The 23172-nt window shown below is 61.4% G+C and carries 22 protein-coding genes and 1 tRNA gene; 15 read left to right on the top strand and 8 right to left on the bottom strand.

Annotated features, from left to right (window positions below):
- Positions 1-15: 15 nt before the first annotated feature.
- The 6 genes from HMPREF2807_RS01150 (at position 16) to rdgB (ending at position 4662) form a co-directional block, all read left to right on the top strand.
- A complete protein-coding gene (locus HMPREF2807_RS01150) occupies positions 16-960 on the top strand; it encodes a P1 family peptidase (protein WP_070509763.1) in 945 nt (314 codons plus the stop codon).
- Between the two features lie 13 nt (positions 961-973).
- Positions 974-1696: a rhomboid family intramembrane serine protease gene (locus HMPREF2807_RS01145; RefSeq protein ID WP_232751589.1), complete on the top strand. Its 723-nt coding sequence runs from the start codon at positions 974-976 to the stop codon at positions 1694-1696.
- Positions 1696-2472, top strand: a complete 777-nt coding sequence (murI, locus tag HMPREF2807_RS01140; RefSeq protein WP_070509761.1) for a glutamate racemase — start codon at positions 1696-1698, stop codon at positions 2470-2472. Before HMPREF2807_RS01145 ends, murI begins: the two co-directional genes overlap by 1 nt.
- Before the next feature lie 67 nt (positions 2473-2539).
- Positions 2540-3307: an MBL fold metallo-hydrolase gene (locus HMPREF2807_RS01135; RefSeq protein ID WP_070509759.1), complete on the top strand. Its 768-nt coding sequence runs from the start codon at positions 2540-2542 to the stop codon at positions 3305-3307.
- A gap of 21 nt (positions 3308-3328) precedes the next feature.
- Positions 3329-4057, top strand: a complete 729-nt coding sequence (gene rph / locus HMPREF2807_RS01130) for a ribonuclease PH (RefSeq protein WP_046647369.1) — start codon at positions 3329-3331, stop codon at positions 4055-4057.
- Complete coding sequence (gene rdgB, locus HMPREF2807_RS01125; protein WP_070509756.1) at positions 4051-4662, top strand: RdgB/HAM1 family non-canonical purine NTP pyrophosphatase; 612 nt, start codon at positions 4051-4053, stop codon at positions 4660-4662. Before rph ends, rdgB begins: the two co-directional genes overlap by 7 nt.
- Positions 4663-5028: 366 nt before the next feature.
- Here rdgB and HMPREF2807_RS01120 read toward each other — a convergent pair.
- Positions 5029-5110: transfer RNA gene (locus HMPREF2807_RS01120), tRNA-Leu, on the bottom strand.
- 143 nt (positions 5111-5253) lie between these two features.
- On the opposite strand from HMPREF2807_RS01120, the gene HMPREF2807_RS01115 reads away from it, so the two are divergent.
- A complete protein-coding gene (locus tag HMPREF2807_RS01115) occupies positions 5254-5652 on the top strand; it encodes an SURF1 family protein (RefSeq protein WP_070509754.1) in 399 nt (132 codons plus the stop codon).
- Positions 5649-6005, top strand: a complete 357-nt coding sequence (locus HMPREF2807_RS01110) for a DUF3817 domain-containing protein (RefSeq protein ID WP_046647365.1) — start codon at positions 5649-5651, stop codon at positions 6003-6005. The genes HMPREF2807_RS01115 and HMPREF2807_RS01110 overlap by 4 nt, the downstream gene beginning before the upstream one ends.
- Here the strand turns inward: HMPREF2807_RS01110 and HMPREF2807_RS01105 are convergent.
- Entirely contained in the window at positions 6002-6772 is a 771-nt protein-coding gene (locus HMPREF2807_RS01105) for a DeoR/GlpR family DNA-binding transcription regulator (protein WP_046647415.1), read from the bottom strand. The genes HMPREF2807_RS01110 and HMPREF2807_RS01105 overlap by 4 nt on opposite strands.
- Before the next feature lie 143 nt (positions 6773-6915).
- Between HMPREF2807_RS01105 and HMPREF2807_RS01100 the strand changes: the two genes are divergently transcribed.
- Together HMPREF2807_RS01100 and HMPREF2807_RS01095 are read left to right on the top strand one after the other, a co-directional pair.
- Entirely contained in the window at positions 6916-7218 is a 303-nt protein-coding gene (locus HMPREF2807_RS01100; RefSeq protein ID WP_230308861.1) for a hypothetical protein, read from the top strand.
- Positions 7219-7301: 83 nt separating this feature from the next.
- Positions 7302-7907, top strand: coding sequence for a hypothetical protein (locus HMPREF2807_RS01095; RefSeq protein ID WP_046647363.1), 606 nt, complete (start codon positions 7302-7304; stop codon positions 7905-7907).
- A gap of 79 nt (positions 7908-7986) precedes the next feature.
- On the opposite strand, the gene HMPREF2807_RS01090 is transcribed toward HMPREF2807_RS01095, so the two are convergent.
- Positions 7987-9909 (bottom strand): solute carrier family 23 protein, encoded by a 1923-nt coding sequence (locus tag HMPREF2807_RS01090; protein WP_070509752.1) that lies wholly within the window; start codon positions 9907-9909, stop codon positions 7987-7989.
- A 354-nt stretch (positions 9910-10263) separates the two neighbouring features.
- Between HMPREF2807_RS01090 and pflB the strand changes: the two genes are divergently transcribed.
- From pflB to HMPREF2807_RS01065, 5 genes are all read left to right on the top strand, one after another.
- Positions 10264-12375 carry a formate C-acetyltransferase gene (pflB, locus tag HMPREF2807_RS01085; protein WP_083306654.1) on the top strand — a complete coding sequence of 704 codons (2112 nt, stop codon included), beginning with the start codon at positions 10264-10266 and terminating at the stop codon, positions 12373-12375.
- 35 nt (positions 12376-12410) lie between these two features.
- Positions 12411-12662 (top strand): autonomous glycyl radical cofactor GrcA2, encoded by a 252-nt coding sequence (gene grcA2, locus HMPREF2807_RS01080; protein WP_070509749.1) that lies wholly within the window; start codon positions 12411-12413, stop codon positions 12660-12662.
- Positions 12663-13532 (top strand): pyruvate formate-lyase-activating protein, encoded by an 870-nt coding sequence (gene pflA / locus HMPREF2807_RS01075; RefSeq protein ID WP_070509747.1) that lies wholly within the window; start codon positions 12663-12665, stop codon positions 13530-13532. It begins immediately after the preceding gene.
- A gap of 4 nt (positions 13533-13536) precedes the next feature.
- Positions 13537-14787, top strand: a complete 1251-nt coding sequence (locus HMPREF2807_RS01070) for an alpha/beta fold hydrolase (protein WP_070509745.1) — start codon at positions 13537-13539, stop codon at positions 14785-14787.
- Between the two features lie 104 nt (positions 14788-14891).
- The gene (locus tag HMPREF2807_RS01065; RefSeq protein ID WP_049155768.1) at positions 14892-16088 is read left to right on the top strand and encodes an SPFH domain-containing protein; all 1197 of its coding nucleotides are present in this window, start codon (positions 14892-14894) and stop codon (positions 16086-16088) included.
- 124 nt (positions 16089-16212) lie between these two features.
- Here HMPREF2807_RS01065 and HMPREF2807_RS01060 read toward each other — a convergent pair whose 3' ends face one another.
- From HMPREF2807_RS01060 to HMPREF2807_RS01040, 5 genes are all read right to left on the bottom strand, one after another.
- Positions 16213-17922, bottom strand: coding sequence for an ABC transporter family substrate-binding protein (locus HMPREF2807_RS01060; RefSeq protein ID WP_049155772.1), 1710 nt, complete (start codon positions 17920-17922; stop codon positions 16213-16215).
- A 57-nt stretch (positions 17923-17979) separates the two neighbouring features.
- A complete protein-coding gene (locus tag HMPREF2807_RS01055; protein ID WP_070509743.1) occupies positions 17980-19950 on the bottom strand; it encodes an ABC transporter ATP-binding protein in 1971 nt (656 codons plus the stop codon).
- A complete protein-coding gene (locus tag HMPREF2807_RS01050) occupies positions 19947-21032 on the bottom strand; it encodes an ABC transporter permease (RefSeq protein ID WP_070509741.1) in 1086 nt (361 codons plus the stop codon). Before HMPREF2807_RS01050 ends, HMPREF2807_RS01055 begins: the two co-directional genes overlap by 4 nt.
- A complete protein-coding gene (locus HMPREF2807_RS01045; RefSeq protein WP_049155780.1) occupies positions 21033-22016 on the bottom strand; it encodes an ABC transporter permease in 984 nt (327 codons plus the stop codon). It abuts the gene before it with no gap.
- 370 nt (positions 22017-22386) lie between these two features.
- Positions 22387-23169 (bottom strand): HNH endonuclease family protein, encoded by a 783-nt coding sequence (locus HMPREF2807_RS01040; protein ID WP_070509739.1) that lies wholly within the window; start codon positions 23167-23169, stop codon positions 22387-22389.
- Between the last annotated feature and the right edge of the window lie 3 nt (positions 23170-23172).

Raw genomic sequence — 23172 nt, 5'->3', positions numbered from 1 at the left:
CAGACTCTTCCCGGCATGGGCTTTTCCGTTGGCCACGTGACGCGTGAGGATACCGGCGTCACCGTCATTTACTGCGGCGAACAGGGTGCCGTGGCCGGCGTCGACGTGCGGGGCGGCGGTCCAGGCACCCGCGAGACGGATCTGCTGGAGCCGCACAACACGGTTGAGCGCGTTCATGCGTTTCTTCTGGCGGGCGGCTCGGCCTTTGGGCTGGCCGCTGCGGGTGGCGTCATGCGCGGGCTGGAGGAAGCAGGGATTGGCTTCCCCGTCTTTGGGGAGGAGATCCCCGGCCCGCGCGTTCCTATCGTCCCGGGCGCGGTCATCTTCGACCTGCTCGCCGGACCGCAGCGTCCCTCGGCGGCAGACGGCGAGGTGGCTCTACGCGCCGCGTTGGCAGGACATGACGCCACGAGCGGCAGCGTGGGTGCGGGCACCGGGGCCTGTGCCGGCAAGGTGCGGGGTGGGGTGGGCACCGCGCTTGTCGACGTCTCCCCCTTCTCCGTCGCCGCCGTCGTCGTGGCCAACCCGGTGGGTCAGGTGATCGATGCTGAGACCGGGCGCTTGTTTGGCGCACCGGGTGCACCAGCCGTCGACGTTGAGCGGTTTGCCGCGGCCCGCAGCTTGGCCGAGTCCTTCACGGAATCTTCACGGTTGAACACCACCATTGGTGCGGTGTTGACCGATGCTCCTTTAATCAAGGCCCAGACCAAGCGCCTGGCCCTCGCGGGCCACGATGGCATCGCCCGCGCTGTGCGCCCAGCGCATTCCCCGCTGGATGGGGATACGCTGTTTGCTGCCGCCTCGGGAGTCCGCTCAGCGGAGAAGGGCATCGGCCCGGCGGAGTTGGCGTCGTTAAGCGCAGCTGCTGCCGATGCCGTGGAGGCAGCCATCGTTGACGCCGTGGTGAGTGCAAGCCCAGGGCTGGGTTTGGAGGCGTATTCCTCGCTGCGGGCTTGCTAGAGTTGGAGGCATTATGACGACGAGTGGACCCTTTGGCCAGCAGCATTCGCATGAGCCTAACCCCTTCCAACCCCGCCCCGCTGCCGCGGGACAGGGACAGCAGCCCCTCCTTAATACAGGCGATTCGAAGAATTACACGCGGGCCGGCCGCCTCAAAACAGCCGCGTCTCTCACAGTGGGATTCCTCGCCGTCGAGTGGATCATCCACATCATTAACTTCCTGTTCTTTGGAAGCGAGCTGGGGCAGTACGGCATTCATCCGCTGGACTTCAACGGCATCTGGGGGATTTTCACCGCGCCGCTGCTCCACGCGAACTTCGAGCACCTCATCGGAAACTCGTTGCCTGGTGCGATCTTTTGTTTCCTGATCGGCTTGTCGGGCCGCAAGGCGTGGTGGGAGGTCACCATCATCGTGGTGCTCATTGCCGGCGTGGGCACGTGGCTGCTGGGCGGGCCGGGGACCTCGCATATCGGTGCTTCGGGCATGGTCTATGGCTGGCTGGCCTATCTCATCGTGCGCGGCATCTTTAACCGCTCGCTGGGGCAGTTCCTGATTGGTGTTGGTCTAGGGTTCGCCTACTCCGGCCTCATTTGGGGCGTGCTGCCGATCTACGAGGGAGTCAGCTGGCAGGGCCACCTCTTCGGCGCCATCGGTGGCATCGTCGCGGGCATGGTGATCACCTCCGATGACCCGATTAAGAAGGTCAAGCCCGCGCCTCGGGGAGCGATGCGTTAATGCCTGACGCGACCTCTCCGATCGGGATTTTTGATTCGGGCGTGGGCGGCCTGACTGTCGCGCGCACGATTGTTGAGCAGCTTCCCGACGAATCCATCATCTACATCGGCGATACCGCCCATACCCCCTACGGCCCGCGGCCCATCGCCGAGGTGAGGGAGCTCTCCACCGCCATCGCCGACGAGTTGGTAGAGCGCGGCTGCAAGATGCTGGTGATCGCCTGCAACACCGCCACGGCCGCCTTCCTGCACGATGCCCGCGAGCGCTATGCCATTCCGGTCGTGGAGGTTATCCGCCCGGCCGTGCGCCGCGCCATCGCCACCACCCGCAACGGCAAGATTGGCGTGATTGGTACGGAGGGAACCATTAATTCCGGGGCCTACCAGGATTTGTTCGCCGTCAACCCGAATGTTGAGTGCACGGCCGTGGCCTGCCCGGACTTCGTGAACTTTGTCGAGCGCGGCATTACCGCTGGGCGCCAGATCCTGGGTGTGGCCGAGGGCTACCTCGCGCCGCTGCAGTCGGCGGGCGTCGACACGCTCGTTCTTGGCTGCACGCACTACCCGCTGCTGACGGGCGTCATCCAGCTCGCCATTGGGGATAACGTCACCTTGGTGTCCTCGGCGGAGGAGACTGCAAAGGATGTTCTGCGCATCCTCACCAACACGGACATGCTGGCCCCGGCGGGGCAGGTACCCACACGTAGTTTCGAGTGCACTGGCGACCACGCCGCCTTCGAGCGTTTAGCCGCGCGCTTCCTGGGGCCCAAGATTTAGAGCGGGTGAGGATGTACAATCGACCCAAATCCCGCATCCCCCATTGTTTCGTGGAACTATTGAACGCATGAAGCTGACCATCCTAGGCTGTTCCGGCTCGGTGCCCACCGTGGGTAATCCGGCCTCTGGCTATCTCCTGTCTTTCCCCTCGGCTCCGTCCATCATCATGGACTTGGGCCCGGGTACGCTTGCACGCCTGCAGGAACTCCAGGATCCGTGTGATGCACACGTGGCATTATCTCATCTCCATGCCGATCACTGCCTGGACTTTCCGTCTTTGATGGTGTGGCGCCGCTTCCACCCCACAGAGCCCGCAGCCTCCCGCAATTTCTGCCTCGGGCCGTCGACGACTGAGACCCACCTGGGCCGGCTGTCCTCGGATACTCCGGACGGGGTGGATGACATGAGCGATACGTTTGCGTTCAGCCCCTGGGTGGATCGGGAACGCCAGCTTGTCGACGATGTCTATATCACCCCCTTCCGCACAGTTCACCCGGTAGAGACGTATGCCTTGCGGGTTGAGCACACCAAGACCAGCGCCACCCTGTGCTATTCCGCGGATTCGGCCTATACACCCGCGCTCATTGAGGCCGCCCAGGACGTGGATGTTTTCCTCTGTGAGGCCGCATGGGGCGAGACCTCGGAAGATAAGGCCCCGGACATGCACATGTCGGGGGCAGAAGCTGGCCGCTTGGCGCGCGAGGCGGGGGTCAAGAAGCTTGTGCTCGTTCACCTGCAGCCCTGGGGTGATGCCGCCGCCACCTATGCCGCAGCTGCCCGTGAGTTCGACGGTGAGATTGTCGTCGGTGCTGCTGGGATGGAGCTCGACTTTTAGCACGCGCGGTAGGGTAGGGGCATGACTGATTTCACTCGTGCCGATGGTCGCGCGCTCGACCAACTTCGTAGCGTTCGTATTACCCGCAACTTCACCACTAATCCGGCTGGTTCGGTCTTGGTGGAGTTCGGCAACACCCGAGTCATGTGTACGGCTTCCGTGGAATTCGGGGTGCCGCGCTTTAAGAAGGACTCCGGCGAGGGCTGGCTGACTGCTGAGTACGCGATGTTGCCTGCGGCCACCCACGACCGCATGCCGCGCGAGTCTATGAAGGGCAAGGTCAAGGGCCGTACCCACGAGATTTCCCGCCTGGTGGGCCGCAGCCTGCGCGCCGCCGTGGACCTGTCCGAGCTGGGGGAGAACACCATCCAGCTGGATTGCGATGTGCTGCAGGCAGATGGCGGTACCCGCACGGCGTCGATTACCGGCGCGTATGTGGCGCTGGCTGATGCGATTGCTTACCTCAAGGAGGAGGGCGTCGTCCCGGGCGAGCCGCTGCTGGATCCCATCGCTGCGGTTTCCGTGGGCATCATCGACGGTCACGTGTGCTTGGACCTGCCCTATGAGGAGGATTCCCGCGCGGAGGTTGATCTCAACGTGGTGATGCAGGAAGGCGGGGACTTCGTCGAGATTCAGGGCACCGGTGAGCACGGGCTGTTTGGCCGCGCGGAGCTCAACGACATGTTGGACGTTGCCCAAGCCGGCTGCGCCCAGCTTATCGACGCTCAAAAGGCGGCCCTCGGATGGTAAAGCTCCTCGTCGCTTCGAATAATGCCAAGAAGCTCAAGGAGCTGGAGAAGATTCTCGCCGATGCCGGCATTGAGGGCATCGAGCTGCTCCCGCTGTCCGCTGTGGAGGCCTATCCGGAGCCTGTGGAGGATGGCCGCACCTTTGCTGACAACGCGTTGATTAAGGCGCGCGCCGGGGTGCAGCACACCGGGTTGGCAACGATCGCGGATGATTCCGGCCTCGCGGTGGAAGAACTCAACGGCATGCCGGGCGTGCTCTCTGCCCGGTGGTCGGGCGGCCACGGTGACGATGAAGCCAATAACCTGCTGCTGCTGGGGCAGATGTCCCACGTGCCCGCCGAGCGCCGCGCGGCTGCCTTCGTGTCGGTCTGCGCGCTGGTGACCCCGGATGGGCAGGAGCACGTGGTGGAGGGCCGCTGGCCAGGCTCCTTGCTCACCGCCCCGCAGGGCGAGAATGGCTTTGGCTACGATCCGCTCTTCCAACCCGAAGGTGAATCCCGCTCCGCCGCGGAGATGTCCCCGGAGGAGAAGAACGCTGTCTCGCACCGCGGCCGCGCGCTGGCACAACTGCGCGAACCCTTAGCGGCGCTTGCCGGCCAAGCCTAAGCCTCCGCCCGCCATCACCACGAGTCCCAGCATCCGCCGAGCCATCACCGCAAGCCTCGGCGTCCGCTAGCTGGGCTGGTTGATGGGGGACCAAACTCGAAAGGACCGCCTGCGTACATTCTGCGAAGACCACCTGGGGAAATGCAGAAGCTGCCTCGCAGATGGTCCTGTGGCTTTGGTCCCTCCGCACATGGTTCTACTCATATGGTTCGCCTGCCCCCAAACGAACCTTCTGCAGTGCTTTAGGTGGTTTCTTTGCCCCCCAAAAGAACCCGATGAGGGGAACCGCCTGAAGAGAACCATGTGGGCTCGCCGAGCGCTGTGGCGACAAGACCCCACACGGAAACCGTGCGGGGTCAGACTATGTGCGCCCGGTGAGACTTGAACTCACACGTCATAAGACACTAGAACCTAAATCTAGCGCGTCTGCCAATTCCGCCACGGGCGCTGGTTTCGTTGCTGCGGAGCGCTCTTTGCTCTGCGCAACGGTCACTAGCCTACAGGGCGGCAGGCTATAGACGGAAATCCACTTTTCCGGGCGTGGTGGGTAGGCTGTTCAGAGTGAGCACCAACCCAGCACCGAAAAAGCGGATGAAGGTTCGATGGTGGCACATCGTCCTCATCGTGCTCTTCGTCGTGCTCTTTTTGTTCCTTGCTTACTGGCAATGGACGCGGTTCCGCTCCGGTTCGGGAACCTTCCAGAACTTGGGATACGCCTTCCAATGGCCGCTGTTCGCGGTATTTGTTGTTTACGCTTACCGCACCGCCATGCGCTACGAGAATGAGCGAATCGATGCCGAGAACGAAGCCCTCCAGCGGGGAGAAGAGCCAGCCCAATATGAGGCAGAGGACGTGCGCGCGGCCAAGGAGCACACCGAGACTAAAATCGACGAAGATTTCCTACCGCCCCGTCCGCAGATTGATGTGGAAACCTTCAACGCTATGAACAAGCAGCGCCGCCGTCGCGGCACCGAAGAGGAGAATTTATGAGCAACCCAGTGAACAACGCTGTCCATCCTGACCGCCAGGCGCGTATCCGTGGCCCGCTGAAGTTCTTTTCCATTGCCGCCACGATTACCGGTATTTTCCTTCTCATTCTTGTCGCGCGCATGATCCTGCAATACGGCGTGGGCATGGAGATGCCATCGTGGGCTACGCTCATCGCCCAAGCGCACGGCGTGGCCTACATGGTCTACCTCGTATCCATCCTGGTCCTCGGTCCGCGTGCAATGTGGCCGGTAGGCAAGCTCTTTACCACGGCGCTCGCCGGTGTTGTTCCGTTCCTTTCCTTCTGGATGGAGCACAAGCGCCGCACTGAAGTTGTTGAGCAGTTCCAGCTTTAAGAGTCTTCTACCGGCACCATCGTGAGGTTGGCGCCAAAATCGACCACGTCCTGGGCTATGTCCGGGGATAGGTCAGTTGTTGTGATGACCGTGTCGACCTGGTCAAAGGTGGCCACTCGGTGGGCCGACATGCGGGTGAACTTCTCTGGTGTGGTGACAACGATGACACGTCGGGCCGCTTTAAAGTAGGCCCGTTTGATGGTGGCCTCGGTAAGGTTCGGGGACATAAGGCCCACCGACGGAGTGCACGCGCAGACACCCACGATTGCTAAGTCGAAGCGCATGGACATGACTGTGTCAACCGCTTCTGCCCCGTACACCGCAAGATCGTCGCTATTGACGGTTCCGCCTGGAATTAGGACGTCGCTGCCCGGCGTCTTGGCTAATGCTGCGCCCGCGTACAGAGACATCGCCAGGGCCGTGATGTCCATTCCGGCGAGGTTGCGGGCGACCGCTGTGGGGGTTGTACCCGAGTCGATGAGAACACAGGAGCCGGGCTCGACTAGTCGTGCCGCCTCTGCGGCAATAGCGCGTTTGCCAGCGGGGTCCTCTTTCCGGCGAACCTCTAGGGGATAGCGGGCACCCCGTCGCACAGCGGGGCGAGCGCCGCCATGAAAGCGCGTGAGTGCCCCAGCTTCTTCCAGCTCGGTGAGATCTCGGCGGATGGTAATCGCGGAGGCCCCAGTGAGTTCTTGTAGTTGGTTGACCGTTTTGCTCCCCGAGTCAACCGCCCAGATGATTCTGCGCTGACGTTCTTCCTTGTCCATGGCCCTGATCATATAGAACTGAAACGACCATATACAGTGAACGTTTCAATCTTTATTCTGTGGCTAGGCAAGGTAAAAGCCCTTGTCACAAGGCTTCAGGACAGGTGATTGAAATGCGTATGACAGTAACTCTCGGGCTTTTAATGAGCGAGCGTTTGGCTGCGGATGTGGCACGCTACGCACCACACGGAGTGCGTGTTCGGTGGATCAGTACGGAAGAGGAAGCACGCGCGTGCGATGGTGTGGTTCTCGACGCCACAGAATTCGATGGCGTCCTCCCCGGCCACGTGGTGCTGGTGCTAGGCGACGTCAACGGGGTTGCCGAAGAACGGCTTCGGCGTTCTGGGGCGGTGGTTATGCACCGCCACTTGCGCACGGAGCTTGACACCTTGTTGATGGCCTTTGGCGCCTTCGTGGATCAGCAGGCCCTCATCAGAGCAAGGTAAAAGCATTGTGTGTGGGGCTGGGTTCAGATCGAAGGGCTAGTCTGGAAGGCATCTTTTTCTGAATCACACAAAGGACGGGCTTTATGTCTCCTCGCAAACTAAGCACCACCCTCATCGCCCTCGTGGTGCTGTTGTCGCTGGCCTGCGCTGCGCTTGGTGTCTACGCCGTGCGCCAGCCGCACGAGGTTTATACCGCGCCGGTGCAGTCAACCAACACGCAGGTCGTTAAGGCTGTCCAGCGCGAAGAGCAGGTGGTCTTGCTCAGCCTGGGTATCCAGGGGCTGGCGGAGAAATCTTCCGTGGGTCAGGTCTTAGGCGTGAAGGTTCCGTGGACTAGCCGAACACAATTTGTGCAGTATTCCTATAAAGCCAAGCTCGGTATCGAAGGCAAGGACGTTCGCGTCACTGAGACCGGCGAGCATGCCTACACTGTCCACATCCCGGACTTCATCTTCATTGGGCATTCCGATGAAGAGTTTAAGACCGCTGTGGAAAACAACGGCGTGCTCAGCTGGACCACCCAGCCGATCGACGCCGCATCTACAGTGTCGGATGTCCTCAGCGCCGATAAGAAGCGCGAGGACATCGACGACAACCGCGAGCTCCTGCAGGATCAAGCTCGCAATTTCTATGAGGGCATCATCCGTGGCGTTGACCCCGAGGCCCAGGTCACCATGGAGTTCAGCTAGTCCTCACGTCGAGTGACCTTTTGCGTGGAATGATCCTTTTTCTACGTCGAGTGTCCCCCGTACGTGGAATGAACTATGTTCATTCCACCTCCGTGAACTTGCGGTCCCAGTAAGCTCGCACCGGGTTAGCGTCCGCAAGGAGGATATCGAAGCGGTCATTGGCAATCTCGATGATTTCGCTCAAGACCACGCGCTGCTCCAGCTCATCCGAGTTGGACAAGCGGCGCACGCCCGCATCGATGACGCGATCGGCCGAGTCATTGGTGTCCAGGTATGCCACGAACGGCATGTCGAAGCGCTCGCGATAGGCCTGTGAGACGTCGATAAGCTGCTGCGTTTGAATATCGTCGAGGTCATCCAGGGCCAGGGAACCGCGGTCGGCGGAGATGGTGGCGGCCGTGTCGGAATCGGCCAGCAGCAGCTCATCCATCGCCGGGTAGTCGTGGATCAGTGCGCGGCGCTGGTCGCTCGGAGCGGTGAGCACCGTGACCTGGATTGCCTCGCGCAACTGGCTGACGTCCTGGAAGGGGCGCAGTTCCCAGGCGGCTTCGAGCGGCCAGGTTTCGTTGTTGAAGAGCGGGCGCAGAGCGCTGACGAAGCTATCGCGGTCCATCTCGTTGAGCTCCTTGAGCGAGACACCGGCGCCGTCGAGGCGGCTGACATCATCGCCGGACTGCGAGCCGAGGTGGAAGAAGAGCAAGTTGAGCAGGATTGCGGTGATAGCGCCGATGGACATTCCGGAGGAGACGAAGATCTGCGCCCACTCCGGGAAGGCGGTCGCTACGTCCGGCTTGAAGGTGACGAGCATGGCCAGCCCCAACGCGGTGGTAACGATGGCGGCGTTGCGGCCGTCGGTGATGTCTTCCTTCGCGATGGTCTGCAGGCCGGCCCAGGCGACGTTGGCGAACAGAGCGAGGGAGGCGCCGCCGAGCACCGGGGAGGGGATAGCTGCCACGATGGCTGCAGCCTTGGGTAGCAGCCCCAGGATGATCATGAAGCCCGCTGCTGACACCGCGACCCAGCGGGACTTCACACCGGTGAGGCGGACGAGGCCGACGTTCTGCGCAAAGCAGGTATAGGGGAAGGAGTTCATCACGCCACCAAGGGTGGTGGAGAGACCGTCGGCGCGAATGGCGCGCACAACGTCATCGCGTTTGATGCGCTTCTTCACAATCTCACCGGTAGCGAAGACATCGCCGGTGGTTTCCACCATGGTGATGATCATGACGATGATGAGGGAGAGAATCGCCATGATGTCGAACTTCGGCATACCGAAGTAGAAGGGCGTCGTCATGCCGATGGCATCAGCCTCACGCACGCCGTCAAAGGACGTATCGCCCAGCACGAAGGCCACGCCAGTACCGATGACCAAACCAAGCAACACAGACAGCGTGCCCAGGAAGCCGCGGAAGAAACGCTGCACAACAATGATGATGGCCAGCGTGCCGAAACCATAGAGCAGATCGCGCGCGGCCGGGACCCCGTCAGCGTAATTGACAAAGTCATTTGCTGAGACCGCCAGCAGCGACGTACCCATGACCAGAAGCACGGTGCCGGTGACAATCGGCGGGAAGTACTTGAGCACGCGTCCAAAGACCGGCGCGGCGAAGAAGGTAAAGATACCGGCAGCAATAATCGCACCATAGATCGTGGGCAGTGGCTGGTCACCAGCGCTCATGCCGATGGCTATGATGGGGCTGACCGCCGTGGTGGTTACGCCCTGGATGATGGGCAGCCGGACGCCGATGTGCTTGCCGACGCCCACCGCTTGGATCAACGTCGCCAGACCACAGGTCAACAGGTCAGCGTTGATGAGGTGAATCGTGGTGGCCTCATCGAGGCCCAAGGAACCAGCGATGAGCAGCGGCACGATGACCGCGCCCGCGTAGAAAGCGAGAACGTGCTGAAGTCCGAGCGCTGCCAGCTTGGGCGCTGGCGGGACAACATCAACGGGATGGGTTGGGGTGGTGGCAGGGCTAGCGGTAGCGGCGGTGTCAGACACGCAAAGAGCTCCTTGCTGAAGGGCGAGACGAGGATACTGCGCATAACAATAGAGCGCGGCGCGGACAGGCACCAAGAACTTGCCTGGAAGGTGTGGGAAAGGCCACGTCAGGGGGTGATTTACCCCCGCATCTAACCGTACGGTCGTTACCTATGAGAGAGCTGACCAGTGTGGTGCTAAAACCAGCCCGTTCGGTGGCATGGGGCCCGCATTTGCCGATATGAGGTTATGCGGTTGTACCCCTACTATGGGCTACAGAGAGGGGTTCGGTGACGATACGTGTTGACCGAATTGCCCGTGAGCCGAAGTCACCCACAGCCCTTCTGCGACTAAGTGTTACGCGTCGTGCGAACTATGAAGGGAGTCAAAATAGTGACCACCGCAACGGAACAGTCTGTGCAGTTCGAGGCATGGAAGGGCTTTGAGCCCGGCCCGTGGACTGAAAACATTGACGTTCGTGATTTTATCCAGCGCAACTACACCCCTTATGACGGGGACTCCTCCTTCCTTGCTGGACCCACCGAGAAGACGCAACGCGTGTGGGATCATTTGGAGAAGAATTACCTGTCCGTCGAGCGCCAGAAGCGCATCTTCGACGTGGATACCCACACCCCGAGCGATATCGATGCCTTCCCGGCTGGGTACATTTCCGAGGACGATGACGTCATCGTTGGCCTGCAAACGGATACGCCGCTCAAGCGCGCCATGATGCCCAACGGTGGTTGGCGCATGGTCAAGCAGGCCATCAAGGAAGCCGGTAAGGAAACCGACCCGGAGATCGAGAAGATCTTCACGCGCTACCGCAAGACCCACAACGATGCAGTCTTCGATATCTACACCCCGCGCATCCGCGCAGCGCGTTCCTCTCACATCATCACCGGCCTGCCGGATGCCTATGGCCGCGGCCGCATCATTGGTGACTACCGCCGAGTGGCCCTTTACGGCGTGGATTACCTCATCGCTGAGAAGGAAGCATCCAAGCACGCGGTGGGGGACCTCGGCTTCTCCGAGCACTGGGCACGCTACCGCGAGGAGCACGCCGAGCAGATCAAGGCCCTGAAGAAGCTCAAGGTCATGGCTGAGTCTTATGGCTTCGATATCTCGAAGCCCGCGAAGACCGCCCACGAGGCAGTGCAGTGGACCTACTTTGGCTACCTGGCCTCCATTAAGTCCCAGGACGGCGCCGCCATGTCCATCGGCCGCCTCTCCGCATTCTTCGACTGCTACTTCGAGCGCGACCTGAACGCGGGCATCATCACCGAGGAAGACGCCCAAGAAATCATCGACCAGCTGGTGCTCAAGCTGCGCATCGTCCGTTTCCTGCGCACCGAGGACTATGACCAGATCTTCTCCGGTGACCCGTACTGGGCAACCTGGTCCGATGCCGGCTTTGGCGACGATGGCCGCCACATGGTGACCAAGACTTCCTTCCGTCTGCTGCAGACACTGATCAACCTGGGCCCGTCCCCGGAGCCAAACATCACCATCTTCTGGGATCCGCAGCTGCCGGCGGGCTACAAGGAATTCTGCGCCCACATCTCGATTGAGACCTCCTCGATCCAGTACGAGTCCGATAAGCAGATTCGTGAGCAGTGGGGCGACGACGCCGCAATTGCGTGCTGCGTGTCCCCGATGGCCGTCGGCAAGCAAATGCAGTTCTTCGGTGCCCGCGTCAACGCTGCGAAGGCCCTGCTCTATGCCATCAACGGCGGCCGCGACGAGGTCAGCGGCAAGCAGGTGGTTGACGGTTACGAGCCCATCAAGGGCGATGGACCGCTCGACTTCGATGAGGTCTGGCAGAAGTACGAGGAGATGCTGGATTGGGTTGTGGGCACCTACGTTGAGGCCCTCAACATCATCCACTACTGCCACGACAAGTACGCCTACGAGTCGATCGAGATGGCGCTGCACGATTCCGATATCGTGCGCTCCATGGGCTGCGGTATCGCCGGCCTGTCCATCGTGGCTGACTCGCTGTCCGCCATTAAGTACGCCAAGGTCTACCCGGTGCGCGATGAGACCGGTCTTATCGTGGACTACAAGACGGAAGGTGACTTCCCCTTCTACGGCAACGATGACGACCGCGCCGATGACATCGCCGCCACCATCGTTCACACCGTGATGGAGAAGATTAAGGCCATCCCGATGTACCGCAACGCCATCCCCACCCAGTCGGTGCTGACCATTACCTCCAACGTTGTCTACGGCAAGGCCACCGGTGCCTTCCCGTCCGGCCACGAGGCGGGCACCCCGTTCGCGCCGGGCGCAAACCCGGAGAACGGCGCGGATAGCCACGGCATGGTTGCCTCCATGCTGTCGGTAGGCAAGCTGGACTACAAGGATGCACTCGACGGCATCTCGCTGACCAACACCATCACCCCGTCCGGATTGGGCCGCACCCCGGAGGAGCGCATCACCAACCTGGTGGGCGTCCTCGACGCCGGCTTCATCATGGATTCCGAATAGACCACTTCCACACTACTTCCCAAGGAGAAAACACCATGGCAACCAAAACTTTCGACGAGCGCCTCGCTTCCATGAAGGCCAACCGCACCGCCAACAACATGAACTCGGGCCTTTACCACGCCAACATCAACGTCCTGGACAAGTCCACCCTGGAGGACGCCGTTGAGCACCCGGAGAAGTACCCGAACCTCACGGTTCGCGTTTCTGGCTACGCGGTGAACTTTGTGAAGCTCACCCGCGAGCAGCAGCTCGACGTCATCTCCCGTACCTTCCACCAGGGCTCCTAAATGGCAGATGGCATTACCGGCGTCGTGCGTCTTTCTCCGGAAGAAGGGGAAAAGGTGCGCGGCGCCGCCGCCGGTTTAGGAACGGACAATGACCTCGACGGCTACACCCGCTCGGAGTTGATGCAGGCTCGCCGCTCCGGCGACGTCGCACTCGTGCACTCCTGGGAGCTGGTGACGGCTGTGGATGGGCCCGGAACACGCATGACCATGTTCATGTCCGGGTGCCCGTTGCGCTGCCAGTACTGCCACAATCCAGACACCATGGAGATGAAGGTCGGCACCTTGGAGCGCATCGAAGACGTGGTTAAGCGCGTCAAGCGTTATAAGCCCGTCTTCAAGGCTTCCGGGGGTGGGCTGACCATCTCTGGTGGTGAGCCACTCTTCCAGATCGCCTTCGCGCGGCGCCTGCTCAAGGAAGTCCACGATGCAGGCATCCACACCACGATCGATACCTCGGGCTACCTCGGCGCGCGCCTGCGTGATGAAGACCTGGACAATATCGATTTGGTGCTGCTGGACGTCAAGTCCGGTGACGAGGAGACCTATAAAAAGGTCACCCGGCGTGAATTGCAGCCGACGATCGACTTTGGGGATCGCCTCAATGCCATCGGCAAACCGGTGTGGATTCGCTTCGTGGTGGTGCCGGGGCTTACCGACTCCCCAGAGAACGTCGCCAACGTTGCGCGCATTGTCTCCCGCTGGAAGAGCAACATTGAGCGCATCGAGGTGCTGCCCTTCCACAACATGGGCGCGGATAAGTGGCACGAGCTGGGCTACCCCTACACCTTGGAGGATACGAAGCCGCCGAAGCCGGAACACGTCGAAGCTATCCGCGAGGTGTTCCGCAAGGAAGGTTTCGTGGTCTACTAGAAGCATGAAACGCTTCGGCCACACCATCAAGGAACACACCATCACCGTCCCCTGGGACTATGACAATCCCGCCGCGGGGGAGTTCGAGCTCTACGCCCGGGAAATCATCCCGCCCGGCGGTGAGAATTATCCGGCGCTGCTCTATAACCAGGGCGGGCCGGGCTTCCCGGCGCCGCGGCCGACGGGTGCTTCCGGACTCATCGGGAAGGGCTTGGAGCGCTACCGCTGGATCCTCATGGACCAGCGCGGCACCGGGCGCAGCCACCGCATTGACGAGCTCAGCCCGGCTGAGGATCGCAGCGCTGCGCGTCTGGCGCAGCTGCGGCAAGAAAATATCGTGCGCGATGCCGAGCGCCTGCGCGAGCACCTCGGCGAGGAATCCTGGGATCTCTTCGGCCAATCCTTCGGCGGCTTCATCATCACCGCCTATGTCTCGATGTTCCCTGATTCCATTGGGCGTGCCTTCCTCACTGGTGGACTGCCCACCCTGACCAAGGGCGCTGATGATCTCTACCGTACGACTTTTGCCAAGCTCAAGGTGCGCCACGAACGCTTCTATGCCCAGTTCCCGTGGGCACAAGCGCGCATCGAGGAAATCCTCCACCACCTAGACAACTCGGAGGAGCTGCTGCCGACAGGGGAGCGCCTGTCGTCGCGCCGCTTCCGCACCATCGGAATTGAGCTGGGCCGCGGCACTGGCTTCGATTCTTTGGGCTACCTGCTGGAGGAGCCTTTCCGGACGGTGAACGGCGAAAAGCGCTTGCGTTCGGACTTCCTCAACGACGTGGGGCAGCGCGTGAGCTTCCAGGCTGGCCCGCTGTATGCGGCCATCCATGAATCTATCTACGGCGGCGTCGGCGGCCAGGCCGTCACCGGCTGGGCTGCTCACCGCGTGCGCGAGGAATTCCCCGAGTTTGCCGAGGACGGTACCTATCTCACTGGTGAGCACATCTTCCCCTGGCAGTTCGATGAGGACCCGGCGCTGCGCCCCTTCAAGCAGGCCGCCGAGGAGCTCGCCGCCCACGAGTGGGCAAGCTCTCCGTATGACGCCGCCAAGCTTGCCGACGCCCCCGTTACCGCCTCCGCCGCCATCTACCTCGACGATATCTTCGTGCCCTTCGAGGATTCCCTAGCCACGGCGGAGACCTATCGCGACTTGCGCCCAGTGGTGACCAACCGCTTCCAGCACAATGGGATTAGTGAGGACGGTGCGGGGATTTTGGGTGAGCTCTTCCGGGTAGCTGACGAGCATTAAAGGCTCCGAGTGACCTCGGGGAGTGATCTCCCCCAAGATGTGGTGGTGGTCACCGTGTGGCACACTGGTTAGGAAAATCTAAATCGAGCAGAAAGGATAAGCCTATGGCCGGTCTCATCGTCATTGGCGTGATTCTCCTACTTATTATTGCCACCGCCTTCGACGGTTTCTTCATCGTCCGGACGAAGGAAGCCGCCATCATTGAGCGGATGGGTAAGTTCGTGAACGTTGCTCACGCGGGCTTGCACTTCAAGCTGCCCTACGTCGACCGCGTGCGCGCCAAGATCAGCCTGCAAATCCGTCAGCTCGATGTCATGGTGGAAACCAAGACCAAGGACAACGTCTTCGTTCAGATCCCCGTTGCCGTGCAGTATGAGGTAGTCCAGGGCAGCGAGCGCCAGGCCTTCTACACCCTGTCCAACCACGAGCAGCAGATCGTGGCCTACGTGCAGGACAATGTCCGTTCCTCCGTGGCAAACATGAATCTGGATGATTCCTTCTCTTCCAAGGACACCATCGCCCGCAACGTGGCGATGTCCCTGCGCGATAACATGGCCGCCTACGGCTGGAACTTCGTCAATACCCTGGTCACCGATATTCGCCCGGATGCCCGCGTGCGCGAGTCCATGAACTCCATTAACGCGGCGCAGCGTGAGCGCGAGGCAGCCGTAGCCCAGGCGGAGGCCGAGAAGATCCGCGTGGTCAAGGAAGCCGAGGGTGCGGCCGAGGCTAAGAAGCTGCAGGGTCGCGGTGTGGCTGACCAACGTAAGGAGATCGTCGAAGGTATTGCCCAGCAGTATGAGCTGCTGCGTGCTGCCGGCGTGCAGGAGAACCCCGAGACCCTCATGCTGGTCTCCCAGTACCTCGACGCCATGGTGGATGTGGCCGACCGCGCCCACACCAACGTGCTGTACATGCCGTCTAACCCGGGCGGCATGCAGGATCTCTTCGGCGGTATGCGCGATACTTTGCTGTCCACCAACGCTATTAACGAAGCTCCGAAGCCGAAGGTGCCGGCCGGCGAAGCAAAGCACAGCCGCGAGAACGCCGCTGCTGAGCGTCGCCGCCGTGAGGAGCAGGAGCGCCGCGAGCGCGATGAGCGTGCCCGCCGCGATGCTGAGCTGATGGAGCAGGCGCAGCGCGCCCAGCAACAGGCACAAGAGCAGGTGCAGAACGCACAGCAGGGCCAGGGCTTTGGTCAGTTCTCCGGCTTCCCGGCCCCGCCGCAGGGCAACAACCAGCCGCAGAGCGCGCGCGACTACTTTGACCAGCTGCGCAACCAGCTCAACAAGGACAACTAAACACAGTTAAAACACACAAAGAGGGCCTTCCCCCAGTTTGGGAAGGCCCTCTTGTCGTTGCCCTACACGGCGTATGGAGTGGCTAGGCACTGCGAATAATAAGACGCGGTGCCTAGCGCGCTACTTACTTGGTGTAGCCGATGTTCTCCACCTCGATGACGGCGAAGGAGTTGGCACCGAAGTTCGCGATGTCCGGGCTGGTAGCCACCATGGCCGGGCCGTTGTAAATCGGCATGATGCCGAACTGACCCAGTGCTTCCTTCTCCAGCTTGTTGGCTTCCTTGATCTGCTCGTTTGGATCGGCGATCTGGGATAGCTCGTCGATCTTCTTGTCCATCTCCGGGGTACCCGTGCCGGAGCGGTTGAGCTGGGAGCCGGAGCGGTAAATCTGGCCGAAGTAGGCCACACCGAACGGATCGCCGGAGGAGAAGCCCATGGGGAAGACATCAAAGTCATAGGAGGAGGTGATCTTGGAGAAGTCCGCGGACGGGCGCTCCTCCACCTTCAGGTCCACGCCGATGTCCTTCATCATCTTCTGGGTGGCGGTTGCCAGGGCCTTGCTGATGGAAGAATCACCCAACAGCGTGTAGCGCATGGACAGCTTCTTGCCGTCCTTCTCGCGGATGCCGTCGCCGCCTTCCTTCCAGCCGGCCTCGTCGAGCAGGGACTTAGCCTTCTCGGCATCGAACTTCACCACAGACCCGAAGTTGTCCTCGTAGCCCTCCTGGGTCTGGTACAGGTTGAAGGATCCCGGCAACTCCTCGGTGTAGCCGTTGAGGCCGTTGAAGCGGATGCCGGACAGCGTGGAGCGGTCGATACCGGTCATGATGGCCTCGCGGACCTTGGCATCGGAAAGAATCTCGTTCTTGGAGTTGAGAACGATGAGCGAGTTGGACGGGGCCATGGCGGTGCGGATCTCAATGCCCTGCATGTCCTTGACTGCAGCCAGGCGCTCCTTGTTGCCCACGCCGGTGGCGTCAATCTCGCCGGCCTTGAACGCGTTGATGGAGGCCTGATCCTCCATCTGACGGTAGGTCACCTTGTCCAGGAAAGGCTTATCGCCCCACCACTTCTCGTTCGGGACGAAGGTAGCGCTGCCGCTCTGGAAGTCAACGTTTTCAACCTTGAACGGGCCCGCGCCCCACTCTGGGTGGACCTCACCGAGGTAGGCTTCGTTGAACTTCTTGGCGGAGTCAATTTGCGGCGGGAGCAGGATGTTGAACAGACCCTGCCACCAGGGGTATGCCTGCTTGAAGGTGATGACGGCCTGCTTGTCGTTCTCACCTGGCTCGACGGACTCGATGAGCTCGTAGCCATCGGTGGAGGAGACGTTAGCCTCCTCGTCCTCACCGTTGTTGAACTTCCAGGTGTTCTCGAAGGCCTTCCAGTCAATCGGGGTGCCGTCGTTGTACTGGGCCTTCTCGTGGATGGTGTAGGTGACGACGGTCTTGCCGTCCTTCTCCTCGTCCTTGACGTCCGTGATGTAGTCATTGTTGACGTGGAACTCGCCGGATCCGTCGAAAAGACCGATCTGCGGGTTGTAGAACTTCCAGACGTCGCTGGTGTAGCGGGTACCGTCGGCCTGGAAGGGGTTCTGCTGCTGGGAGATCTCGGTGATGGCCAGGCGCAGCTCGCCGCCCTGCTTGAGCTCGGAGCGGTCCTTGGCGTTGTAGGATCCGTCCAGCTTGACGTCCAGCTTCTCGCCGGCTGCGGAGTTGCTGGAGTCCTTGGAGCCATCGGAGCTGCCGGAGCCGCCGTCGGAGGCGCAGCCGGTGAGAATGAGGGCAGAGGCGGTGACCACTGCGAGGGCGGTCCTGCGGAGCTTCATGTTCATTTTTGTGTCCTTTCGAGAGGAAACATGGAGACGGGGAGTATTTAGTTATAAGTCTTGCTAAGCCGGGGTTTCGGCGGGCTGGTAAATCTCGCGCACCCGGTCACGTTCCACGGCTGGGTCTGGCACCGGGATGGCGGAGAGCAGCGCGCGGGTATAGGCGTGTTTGGGGTTGTCGAAGACCTCGTCCGTGGGGCCGTATTCCACGAAGTCGCCCTTGTACATCACGGCGACCTTGTCGGAGAGGTGGCGCACAACGGAGAGGTCGTGGGCGACGAACACCAAAGAGATGCCCAGGCGGTTCTTCAGGTCGTGCAGCAGGTTGATGATGCCGGCCTGGATGGAGACGTCGAGGGCGGAGACGGGCTCGTCGAGCACCACGATGGAGGGGTTGGTGGCCAGAGCACGGGCCAGGCCGATGCGCTGGCGCTGTCCGCCAGAGAAGTGTCCGGGGAAGCGGTCTACCTGGTGGGACTCGAGACCGACGAGCTGCATCAGCTCAGCCACGCGCTGGCCGACGTCCCCCTCGTACCCCAGCGATTCCAGCGGCTCAGCGATGATCTCACGGATGGTCATGCGCGGGTTGAGCGAGCTCATTGGGTCCTGGAAGACGATCTGGATGTCCTTGCGCAGCTTGCGGCGTGCCGACGCACTCAAGCCGGAGGTGTTGGTGCCGTTGACCACGATGGTGGAGCCCTCTGGTGGGTTGAGGTCCATGATTTCCAGCAGGGTGGTGGTCTTGCCGGAGCCGGACTCGCCCACGATGGCGAAGCACTCGCCTTGGTGCACGTCGAAGCTGATGTTCTTGACCGCATGGACGGTGCCGACGCGGCGCTTGAGAATCGCTCCCTTGATGAGCGGGAAGTCCTTGACCAGGTTCTTGACCTCCAAGGTGACGGGGCGCTGCTCATAGGGCGTATCGCCCAGGGTATCGGCGGAAATCTTCGGCAGCGGGTACATGCGCTCGCCACCGATGGTGCCGTCCTCGATCTCATCGGAGCGCAGGCAGGAGGCGTAGTGCCCGGGGGCGTCGTCAAGCGCGCGCAGCTCTGGCTCCACGGTGCGGCACTCATCCTTCACGACCGGGCAGCGGTCGGCGAAGGGGCACTCGGCAGCAACCTCGATGAGGCGTGGTGGGGTACCGGCGATGGGAGTGAGTGGCTCATCGGTGGCCTTGTCCACGCGCGGAGTGGAACCCAAAAGGCCAACGGTGTAGGGCATTTTGGGGTGGTTGAAAATGGTGTCGACATCGCCCAGCTCCACCGGGCGCCCGGCGTACATGACGAGGACGTCGTCGGCGGTGCCTGCTACCACACCCATGTCGTGGGTAATCATGATGACGGCCGCTCCAGTTTCGCGCTGCGCCACCTTGAGGACCTCCAGGATCTGAGCCTGGATGGTGACGTCGAGGGCCGTGGTGGGCTCGTCGGCGATGATGACGCGCGGGTTATTCGCCATGGCGATGGCGATGACCACGCGCTGACGCATACCACCGGAGAACTCGTGCGGGAAGGACTTCACGCGCTTGTCCGCCTCCGGAATGCCGACGAGTTCGAGCAGGCGAATGGCCTCCTTCTCCGCCTCCTTCTTGGAGACATCGCGGTGGGTCTGGATGGCTTCGATGAGCTGGTCGCCGATGGAGAACACCGGGGTCAGGGAGGAGAGCGGGTCCTGGAAGATCATGGCGATGTCCTTGCCGCGGATCTTCGACATGTCCTTGTCGGACTTGCCGATGAGCTCGGTGCCGGCATAGACCACGGAGCCTTCCACCTTGGCGTAATCCGGCAGCAGGCCCATAACCGCCATTGAGGTGACGGATTTACCGGAGCCGGACTCGCCCACAATGGCCAGGGTGCGGCCCGGCATGAGATCGAAGTCAACGCCACGTACGGCGTGGACGGAGCCGGCCTCCGAGGGGAAGGTGACGGACAGATTACGTACGGACAGAACCGGGTCGGCGGACGCGGCGGGATCGGTAGCGCGGCTGGCCGGGACGGCGTTGGCGTTATGCGCAGTATTCTGCGGGGTCATGCTCGGCCTCCAGAGTTCGAGTTGGGGTCAATGGCGTCGCGCAGACCGTCGGCGATGAACGCCATGGAGACGGTCAGCAGCGTGAGGATGCCTGCAGGGAAGTAGAAGAGCCAGGGTGAAGCCTCGACGGCGTTGGCGCCGCCGGCCAGGAGGGTGCCCAGGGAGACGTCGGGAAGCTTCACGCCCAAGCCCAAGAAGGACAGCGCGGTCTCCGACATGATGGTGGACACCACGCCCAGGGCCGCTTGGATGATGAGCAGCGAACCGATGTTGGGCACTACGTGGCGGAAGATGGTGCGCAGGCGCGAAACACCCATGTAGTCCGCGGCGCGGACGTAGTCGTTCTCGCGCACACTGAGCGCCATGGCCCAGATGACACGCGCCGGGTACATCCAGCCGAAGACGATGAGCACCACGATGAGCAGCTTCCAGTCACCGCCGGAATCGGAGACCACCAGAGCGATGAGCAGGAAGGTCGGAATAGCCAGCAGGAAGTGGATGACGGCCAGGATGACCTTTTCCACCGCGCCTCCGTACATGGCCGCGGCCGCGCCGATGAAAGCGGACAACACCGTGGATGCTATCGACACGATAAGCGCAATGATGAGCGAGCGGCCCAGGCCGTGGACGGTTTGTGCGAAGAGATCGTTACCGGAATCGGTCGTGCCGAACCAGTGCTCGGAGGAAGGTCCGGTGGACAGGTTGAAGAAGTCCGGCTCATCGAAACCCCAGGGGGTCAGCAGGCTGCCAAAGATGGCCAGCAGGGTGAGCAACACGAAGATGACGAGGCCGACGGCCGCGAACTTGTTGCGGAAGAAGCGGCGAACGTACAGCTTGAGCTTTGAGGTGCCGCGGAACTCGTTGCTGGAGAACTGCTTGCGCTGTGCGTCATCGACATCGACGCCGGAACCAAGTGCGGACTGTGCGCTGGGTTCGGTCTGCGGTGAAAAGTCAGCAGTGGCGGTATGCGGGCGCACGCCAAGGTTGTCCGCGGCGGTGTCGATAGCGAGATCGTTGCGGCGGTGGCGTTGCGGCTGACGTGCTGCCGAGCGCGGCGACGTGGATTTCTTTTCTGGAGACATTTAGCTCACCCTTACTCGCGGATCGAGGGCTACGACGACGAGGTCAGCCAAGATTGCGGAGAAGGCAATCATGACGGCGCCGAAGGCGGCGACGGCGGTGGTGCCGTTGACATCGTTGCGGCTGATGGTTTCGATGAAGTACTGGCCCATTCCCTTCCACGCGAAGATGGTTTCCGTCATGATGGCGCCGGTGAAGATACCGGGAACGGAGAAGGCCACGGAGGTCGCAACCGGGATGATGGAGGTGCGCAGGGCGTGCTTGCGAATAGCCTGCGCACGGGTCAGGCCCTTGGCGCGGGCGGTGCGCACATAATCGGCGTTCAGGTTATCCAGCAGCAAGGTGCGCTGCATCATGTGATACCCGGCGTAACTGATGATGATGAGGGAAATGGACGGCAGGATGAGGTGCTGCGCCATATCCAGAAGTTTGGGGAAGAAGCCCTCGACGCCGAGGCTGGACGCGCCCGTCACATAAACCACGCGGTGGCCGGTGACGCGGTTGATCCACAGGCCACCGGCAACAACCAGAATGGAGGCGACGACCACGTGGGTGTTCATCGTGATGATGGAAACACCCTGCCAGAAGCGGTCAGCCGCTTTGTATTGGCGGGAAGCGGTGTAGACACCGAGGCCAACGCCGATGATGACGGAGAGGATTGTGGCGACGAGCAGCAGCTGCGCCGAGACGAGCGCGCGGTGAGCGATTTGCGCGCTGACCGGGTCGCCGAGAGGGGAGGTACCCCAGTCCCAGTGGAAGAGAATGTTAGAGAGCCAGCCCCACCAGCGCTCAATAAGCGGGGTCTCAGGATTGAGTCCGAGCGGAGTGAGGATGCGGCCGATTTCTTCCGGCTCGAGTGGTGGGTTGCGGCCGACATAATTTGATCGGGGATCAAGGAAGGTTGCGGCCAGGAGATACGCGATATTAGTCGCGAGGAAGATGACTACCAGCCAGCTGGCGGTCTTCTTGATGATGTACTTGAACATCACTATTCCTTCGCAGGGTTTGTCTCGGCAGATTCGGTGAGTATGGCGGCCGATAAGAGTTAACGGCACTCATGTGACCTAGACCTCAGGCTAGGTGCTGTGTCACATATTAAAAGAAATGTGAGACAGGAGAGGAATAATGATTGTTTTTGTTTCATGGGGGTACTCCCCGCGTGTGAAAACTTTGTATTAATTACATATTAATTGGCCTATAGAAATCTGCAAGCAGGGGAGTGTCGGTGCAGGGACTGAAAGCTTCTTTGGGCTCACAAATCGTGCCTGATTGCCTGGGTGGGAGTGAATAATATGCGCATAGTTTGGGGGTAGTGTGCAGGGGGATTGTGCTGAATAGATAAGGGGTAAGGAACGCTCAGCAAGCATGCAGGAGCCGGCTTAGCGCATCTTTTTCTGCCTCCGTGACCCAGATTTCATAGACTGCTTTTACCTCGACGATGCGACGCGCATACTCACAGCGAAAACCTTTGTTGGGCGGCAGCCACGTGGCGGCATCGCCAGCGCCTTTCTGCTGGTTGAGAGGACCATCGACGGCAAGGAGATTGCGGGGATCATTGGCAAAGTTGCGGCGCTTCTCGGGTGACCATTGCTGGGCGCCTTTCTGCCAGGCGTCGGCCAGCGCCACAACGTGATCGATCTGCACTGCACTCGAGGTCTGCACCCCGCGCTGAAACTCAATGTCCTGGCCCGAATAAGGATCATGCAAGGTGCCGGCGAGCGCCACACAGTCGTGGGTGCCTTCCTTGAGCACGAGGCTCTCCGGATCCAAGTCCCTGCGGAGGATATCGTTGCGGGTATCGCAGCCGTTGTGGCCAAACTCCACCGAGACGTCATCGGACCAAACCTGGCCGAATTCCTCACGCTCATAGTCGGTCATGGGAGCGCGGCCCTTGACCTTCAGAGAATCTAGGGCGGCGAGCGCTTCGGCTATGCCCGGCGCAATGTCTGGCGGGGGCGTGGCTTCGTCGGAGTGTTCTTCTGTGGGGGCTTCTTGTGTGGGCGCCGCTGTCGTTGTGGAAGAACTCGGCCCCGCCGCTGGGAGAGTGGACGGGGAGGGAAGGAGCAGGCCGATCGCCACGAGCACAGCCACCGCAGCGTTGAGCAGCGCGGCGATGAAGAACGGGGTACGAGTGGCCATGAC

Source organism: Corynebacterium sp. HMSC074A09 (genome assembly GCF_001811545.1).
Taxonomy (GTDB): domain Bacteria; phylum Actinomycetota; class Actinomycetes; order Mycobacteriales; family Mycobacteriaceae; genus Corynebacterium; species Corynebacterium hiratae.
This window is presented reverse-complemented; position numbering and strand designations above follow the sequence as displayed.

Excerpts from the sequence above, each read along its gene's own strand:
- HMPREF2807_RS01150 (WP_070509763.1), top strand. The coding sequence starts at position 16 with ATGGGCTTTTCCGTTGGCCACGTGACGCGTGAGGATACCGGCGTCACC.
- HMPREF2807_RS01145 (WP_232751589.1), top strand. The coding sequence starts at position 974 with ATGACGACGAGTGGACCCTTTGGCCAGCAGCATTCGCATGAGCCTAAC.
- murI (WP_070509761.1), top strand. The coding sequence starts at position 1,696 with ATGCCTGACGCGACCTCTCCGATCGGGATTTTTGATTCGGGCGTGGGC.
- HMPREF2807_RS01135 (WP_070509759.1), top strand. The coding sequence starts at position 2,540 with ATGAAGCTGACCATCCTAGGCTGTTCCGGCTCGGTGCCCACCGTGGGT.
- rph (WP_046647369.1), top strand. The coding sequence starts at position 3,329 with ATGACTGATTTCACTCGTGCCGATGGTCGCGCGCTCGACCAACTTCGT.
- rdgB (WP_070509756.1), top strand. The coding sequence starts at position 4,051 with ATGGTAAAGCTCCTCGTCGCTTCGAATAATGCCAAGAAGCTCAAGGAG.
- HMPREF2807_RS01115 (WP_070509754.1), top strand. The coding sequence starts at position 5,254 with ATGAAGGTTCGATGGTGGCACATCGTCCTCATCGTGCTCTTCGTCGTG.
- HMPREF2807_RS01110 (WP_046647365.1), top strand. The coding sequence starts at position 5,649 with ATGAGCAACCCAGTGAACAACGCTGTCCATCCTGACCGCCAGGCGCGT.
- HMPREF2807_RS01105 (WP_046647415.1), bottom strand. The coding sequence starts at position 6,772 with ATGGACAAGGAAGAACGTCAGCGCAGAATCATCTGGGCGGTTGACTCG.
- HMPREF2807_RS01100 (WP_230308861.1), top strand. The coding sequence starts at position 6,916 with ATGAGCGAGCGTTTGGCTGCGGATGTGGCACGCTACGCACCACACGGA.
- HMPREF2807_RS01095 (WP_046647363.1), top strand. The coding sequence starts at position 7,302 with ATGTCTCCTCGCAAACTAAGCACCACCCTCATCGCCCTCGTGGTGCTG.
- pflB (WP_083306654.1), top strand. The coding sequence starts at position 10,264 with ATGAAGGGAGTCAAAATAGTGACCACCGCAACGGAACAGTCTGTGCAG.
- grcA2 (WP_070509749.1), top strand. The coding sequence starts at position 12,411 with ATGGCAACCAAAACTTTCGACGAGCGCCTCGCTTCCATGAAGGCCAAC.
- pflA (WP_070509747.1), top strand. The coding sequence starts at position 12,663 with ATGGCAGATGGCATTACCGGCGTCGTGCGTCTTTCTCCGGAAGAAGGG.
- HMPREF2807_RS01070 (WP_070509745.1), top strand. The coding sequence starts at position 13,537 with ATGAAACGCTTCGGCCACACCATCAAGGAACACACCATCACCGTCCCC.
- HMPREF2807_RS01065 (WP_049155768.1), top strand. The coding sequence starts at position 14,892 with ATGGCCGGTCTCATCGTCATTGGCGTGATTCTCCTACTTATTATTGCC.
- HMPREF2807_RS01060 (WP_049155772.1), bottom strand. The coding sequence starts at position 17,922 with ATGAACATGAAGCTCCGCAGGACCGCCCTCGCAGTGGTCACCGCCTCT.
- HMPREF2807_RS01055 (WP_070509743.1), bottom strand. The coding sequence starts at position 19,950 with ATGACCCCGCAGAATACTGCGCATAACGCCAACGCCGTCCCGGCCAGC.
- HMPREF2807_RS01050 (WP_070509741.1), bottom strand. The coding sequence starts at position 21,032 with ATGTCTCCAGAAAAGAAATCCACGTCGCCGCGCTCGGCAGCACGTCAG.
- HMPREF2807_RS01045 (WP_049155780.1), bottom strand. The coding sequence starts at position 22,016 with ATGTTCAAGTACATCATCAAGAAGACCGCCAGCTGGCTGGTAGTCATC.
- HMPREF2807_RS01040 (WP_070509739.1), bottom strand. The coding sequence starts at position 23,169 with ATGGCCACTCGTACCCCGTTCTTCATCGCCGCGCTGCTCAACGCTGCG.